This is a genomic window from Achromobacter sp. DMS1, assembly GCF_001270295.1.
Genome location: NZ_LHSJ01000278.1, coordinates 1 through 5,246, shown reverse-complemented (window position 1 = coordinate 5,246; position 5,246 = coordinate 1). Strand labels below are relative to the sequence as shown.

At 68.5% G+C, this 5,246-nt stretch carries 2 protein-coding genes and 4 pseudogenes; 1 reads left to right on the top strand and 5 read right to left on the bottom strand.

Going from position 1 to position 5,246, the window contains the following annotated elements; translation table 11 throughout:
• Positions 1-178: 178 nt before the first annotated feature.
• Positions 179-1,446: pseudogene (locus AD428_RS22355) on the bottom strand (cystathionine gamma-synthase family protein); the annotation flags it as partial.
• Between the two features lie 193 nt (positions 1,447-1,639).
• On the opposite strand from AD428_RS22355, the gene AD428_RS22350 reads away from it, so the two are divergent.
• On the top strand, positions 1,640-2,119 hold the full coding sequence (locus tag AD428_RS22350) for an Lrp/AsnC family transcriptional regulator (RefSeq protein ID WP_082308554.1): 480 nt from the start codon (positions 1,640-1,642) through the stop codon (positions 2,117-2,119).
• An 18-nt stretch (positions 2,120-2,137) separates the two neighbouring features.
• On the opposite strand, the pseudogene AD428_RS22345 reads toward AD428_RS22350, so the two are convergent.
• From AD428_RS22345 to AD428_RS29965, 4 genes and pseudogenes are all read right to left on the bottom strand, one after another.
• Positions 2,138-3,616 (bottom strand): annotated as a pseudogene (locus tag AD428_RS22345) (amidase).
• Between the two features lie 134 nt (positions 3,617-3,750).
• A pseudogene (locus tag AD428_RS25700) lies at positions 3,751-4,292 on the bottom strand (helicase C-terminal domain-containing protein); the annotation flags it as partial.
• A 207-nt stretch (positions 4,293-4,499) separates the two neighbouring features.
• Positions 4,500-4,700, bottom strand: a pseudogene (locus AD428_RS29970) (tripartite tricarboxylate transporter substrate-binding protein); the annotation flags it as partial.
• Complete coding sequence (locus AD428_RS29965) at positions 4,688-4,888, bottom strand: tripartite tricarboxylate transporter substrate-binding protein (protein WP_432205852.1); 201 nt, start codon at positions 4,886-4,888, stop codon at positions 4,688-4,690. The gene AD428_RS29965 and the pseudogene AD428_RS29970, both read right to left, overlap by 13 nt.
• Positions 4,889-5,246: the final 358 nt, after the last annotated feature.

Below are 5,246 nucleotides of genomic sequence, written 5' to 3'. Positions count from 1 at the left end.
TGGCCGCCACGGCCCGCGCGGCGTTCGATACGGGTTTCGCGGCCGTCATGGCCGCGGCCGCCCTCCTGCTGCTGGCGGCGGGCGCGCTGGTAATGCTGAACGGCCGCCGCGCCTGAGCGGCGGCCCGGCGCTCGCGGCCCGCGCCGGATGGGCTGCGCCCTGCTAACCGGGCCGCCAGCGCGTGCTCCATGTCCGCGATCAGGTCTTCCTCGTGCTCCAGCCCGATGGACACGCGCACCAGCCCTTCGGACACGCCGGCCGCCTCGCGTTCGGCGGCCGGCACGCCCGAATGCGTGGTGGACGCGGGATGACAGATCAGCGATTCGGTGCCGCCCAGGCTCACCGCGGACTTGAACAGCCGCAGCGCATTGATGAAGCGGAACGCCCGCGCCCTGCCCCCTTCCAGCTCGAAGGCGAAGGTGGAGCCCGGCCCGGCGCACTGGCGCTTGTACACCTCGCGATAGGCGGCGTCGGACGCGTGCTCCGGATGGTAGAGGCGCACGGGCTCGTGCGGGTTGCCCGCCAGCCATTGCGCCACCTTGCTGGCGGTGCGCGCCGCCTGCTTCATGCGCAGCACCACGGTTTCCATGGAGCGCGTGATCATCCAGCAGGAATGCGGATCCAGCTGCGAACCGAAAGCGCTGCGTATCGCCTTCACCTGCCTGACCCGCGCAGCGCTGCCCGTGACCGCCCCGGCCACCAGGTCGCTATGGCCGCCGACGTACTTGGTGAGCGAATACACGCAGAGGTCGGCGCCATGCGCGGCGGGCTTCTGGAAAATCGGCCCCAGCAGCGTGTTGTCGCACACCGCGGTGGGACGGTAGCCGTGCCGCGACTCGAATGCGTCCAGCTCGGCCCGCATGGCCGCGAAATCGACGAGCGCGTTGGTGGGATTGGCCGGCGTTTCCACATAGAAAAGCTTGACCGGCCCCTGCGCAGCCGCGGCCTCCAGCGCCTCGCGCATGGACTGCGCCGACAGGCCGTCGCCAATGGCGTGCGAGCCCACGCCCCACTGCGGAAATATCTTGGAAATCAGTGTCTCGGTGCCGCCGTACAGCGGCACGACTGCACCAGCTGATCGCCCGGCTTCAGGAAAGCCAGCAGCACCGAACTGATGGCCGACATGCCGCTGGACGTTACCGCGGCCGCTTCCGAGCCGTCCAGCAGCGCCAGCCGGTCTTCCACGATTTCCAGGTTCGGATGATTGAAGCGGCTATAGACCAGCCCGGCCGCCTCGTCCTGCGGCAGGGGTTTCCGTCCGGAAACCAGATCGAAGAATTCCGCCCCGTCTTCGGCGGAACGGAATGCGAACGTCGACGTCAGGAAAACCGGCGGCTTGATCGCGCCCTCGGACAGAAAAGGGTCGAACCCATAAGACATCATTTGCGTTTCCGCGTGCAGCGGACGGCCGAAAATGTCTTTCTTGTGATAACTCGAATAACTCATGGCATTGCCTCCGGTAATATTGGCGCGACCGTCCCGGCGCACGCGGGGCGCTGTTTGAAAACAATAGCGCCGCAACGCCAGACACAGTGTTGCGAACCCCTGCAAGTGTGCCGTGGCTGCCGCGCAAATACCTTTCCAAATCAACTGCGGTGCGGAGATAATAGGAAACATTATTTCCCCGCAGAAAAAAAGCATGAAAGATACTGCCCGGTTACATCAACTTGACGCGATCGATTGGAAAATCATGAAAATCCTTCAAGATGATGGGCGGCTCAGTAATGCGGAACTCGCCGAACGCGTATCGCTGTCGGCGTCGCCCTGCTGGAAGCGGCTCAAGCGCCTTGAAGGGTCCGGCATCATCCGGGGCTACCAGGCCATTCTGGACCGGCGCGCGCTGGGCATGGGAGTGGTCGCGTTCGTCAGCATTTCCCTCGAAAGCCATTCCGAAAAAATCTGCGCCGCGTTCGAGGCCGGCGTGCAGGCCCTGCCCGAAGTGCTGGCCTGCCACAACACCACGGGCGAGCACGATTATCTGCTGCACGTCGTGGCGCGCGATTTCGATGCCTACGCGGAATTCGTGCGCAACCGGCTGCGCCCCCTGCCCGGCGTGAAAGAATTGCTGTCCACCCTGTCCATGCACGAAGTGAAATCCTCCACCAAGCTGCACTGGTAGGCGGCGGGCGCCGGCGCGCTACGCCAGCCAGAGCGCCTGCGGCGGACGCCGCGCCACCCAGTCGCGCTGGCGTTCGTAGGCATGCGCCAGCCGCAGCACGGCCAGGTCGCCGCGCGGCGGCCCGATGAGTTGCATGCCCATGGGCAGCCCGGCCGGGTTGAAACCGGCCGGCACGCTGATCACCGGACATCCGGCCAGGGTCCAGGGCGTGACCACCTCCATCCAGCGGTGGTAAGTATCCATGGGCCGGCCCGCGATTTCCCTGGGCCAGTCCAGATCGGCGTCGAAGGGAAACACCTGCGCCGTGGGCACGGCCAGGTAGTCCACTTCGCGGAACATCGCCAGTACGGCTTCGTACCAGGCGCTGCGCTCTTCCGCGGCGCGGTAGACGTCCAGCGCCGTCATGCCCGACAGCCCCTCCACTTCCCAGATCAGCGCGGGCTTGACCCGTTCGCGCCTGGCCGGGTCGTCGCACAGCGCGCGGTACTGGCCGCCCACCATCAGATGCCGGTGCGCGAGCCAGATGCGCCAGAGGCGTTCGCCCTCGAAGGGCACGGTCAGCGGCGCCACCTCGCAGCCGGCGGCCTGCAGGCCGGCCAGCGCGTCGCGGCACAGATCCAGAATGCCGTCCTCCATCGGCAGATAGCCGTTCCAGTCGCCCAGCCAGCCGACGCGCCTGCCCCGCATATCGGCGTCCAGCGGCTCGCGGAACACGGACGGGTCTTCCGACAGCGACAAGGGCGCGCGCGGGATCGTGCCCCGCCAGCACGGACAGCAGCAGCGCCACGTCGGCGCGGGGTCCGCCCCATGGGGCCCTCGTAGGAAAGCTGCTTCAGGAACACCTCGCCGCCCGGCCCCGAGGGCACCCGGCCGGCCGAGGGGCGGAAACCATACACATTGCAAAACCCCGCGGGGTTGCGCAGCGAGCCGCCGAAGTCGCTGCCGTCCGCCACGGGCAGCAGTGGCGGGCGGCGAGCGCGGCGGCCGCCCCGCCGCTGCTGCCCCCGGCCGAGCGCGACAGGTCGTAGGGATTGCGGGTGGTGCCGTACACGCGGTTGTAGGTGTGCGAACCCAGGCCGAACTCCGGCACGTTGGTGCGCCCGATGAAAATCGCCCCGGCGCGGCGCATGCGCTCCACGATGATGGAGTCGCGCGCCGGCACCTGGTCCTTGAACACGAGCGATCCCATGGAGGTCACCATGCCCCGCACCGCCGTCAGATCCTTGGGCGCCTGCGGCATGCCGTGCAGCCAGCCCAGCCACTGGCCGGCCGCGAGCTGCGCGTCGCGTTCGTCAGGCGCTCGCGCAGCAGCTCGGCCTCGTCGCGGCGGGCCACGATGGCGTTCACCTTGGGGTTGACCCGGTCGATATGGTCCAGATAGGCCCGCATCACCTCGCGGCATGATATCCGGCGCTGGCGGATGGCGTCCGACAGCGCGTGCGCCGGCATGGCCACGATGTCGTTCAGCGCGGCCGGAGGTTGCTGGGCTTGGGGCATGGCTTGTGTCTCCTGGTTGCGCGCCCGGCAGGCGCGGCAATGTTCTTTGCATGGTTTGCTGCATGGCGGCCGACAGGCCGCCGTCCCCGACATTACCGCAAACCCGGCCGCATTTGCGCGGCGCACGGCTGCCCTCAGCCGCGATCCCGGGCGTTGCCCGCAGGAGCCGGACTGGTCTCCACGCGCCACCACGACGGCAGCAGACGCCTGACCCGGGCGCGCCGGTAGCGGTCGTCGATGAGCAGCACGCTGCCGCGGTCTTCCACCGTGCGGATGACGCGGCCGGCCGCCTGCACCACTTTCCGCAGACCCGGAAAGAGATAGGTGTAGTCGTAGCCCTGGTCGGCTCCGTAGCGCGCGTCCAGCGCGCGGCGCATGTTCTCGTTGACCGCATTCACTTGCGGCAGCCCCAGCGTGGCGATGAAAGCGCCGATGAGCCGCTCGCCCGGCAGATCCACGCCTTCGGAAAACGCCCCGCCCAGCACGGCAAACCCCACCCCGCGCCCCGTCTCGGTAAAACGGGCCAGGAACTCGGCGCGCTCGGCCTCGCCCATGCCCGGCGTCTGCGCCCACACGGGCACCTCGGGATGGCGCTCGCGCATGGACTCGCACACCCGGGCCAGGTAATCGAAGCTGCTCAGAAAGCCCAGGTAGTTGCCGGCCTGCGCGCATACTGCCGGCGATCAGGTCGGGAGCGTCTGCACCACCCCGGGCGGCGTGCCCGCCGGCACGAAGACGCGTCCAGGTGTTGAGCTCGAAGCCCTTGAGTTCCGGCGTCTCGCCGAAGGCCGGCACGTCCGGCAGCGAAGGCACGCGCGCGGCCGATGGTCACGCCCAGCGCGCGCAGCTTGCCCTGGCGGACCAGCGGCGTGGCGCTGGTGGTCACCAGCAGCCCCAGGTCCACCTGTCCGCCCAGCACGTCGTTGGTGATCTGCGCGCCGCCGCGGTACGGGACGTGGACCAGCTTCACGCCCGCCTGGTCCTGCATGACTTCCATCGCCAGATGCAGCACGGTGCCCACGCCCGAGGTCGCGTAGGTCAGCGAGCCGGGCTGCGACCGCGCCAGCCCGATCAGGCCGGCCACGTCGCCGGCGGCAGCCCGGGACGCGCCAGCAGCACCACCGGCGCGGTGGTTATCTGCGCCACCGGCGCCAGGTCTTTCTCGGCGTCGTACTTCACGGCCGGATTGACCAGCCCGGCCACGCTGATGGGGCCGTCGAAACCCATGACCAGGGTATAGCCGTCTGCCGGCGCGTGCGCCGCCCGCGCCACGCCCCAGCACGCCGCCGGCCCCGGCGAGGTTGTCCACGATGACCGCCTGCCCGATGCGCTGCGGAGACTTTTGTTGCTCTCAGGCGCGCCGTCGTGTCCACGTTGCCGCCGGGACTCACCGGCACAATCAGGGTCAGGGGACGCGCCTGCGGCCACTGGGCGGCGGCGGGCGCGGCGATACAGAACGCGGCCGCCAGGGCGGCGGCGGAAGCAAGCAGTCGTTTGAGCATGATAAGCGTCGGGTGCGTATGCGCGGCAAGGCGCGCCGCGGCGGTGACCGGCGCCATGGTACGCAGCCGCGCTTCATACTGAAATGGTATATTTTATAGATTCATCAGATAAATCTATGAACCGATCC

Excerpts from the sequence above, each read along its gene's own strand:
- AD428_RS22350 (WP_082308554.1), top strand. The coding sequence starts at position 1,640 with ATGAAAGATACTGCCCGGTTACATCAACTTGACGCGATCGATTGGAAA.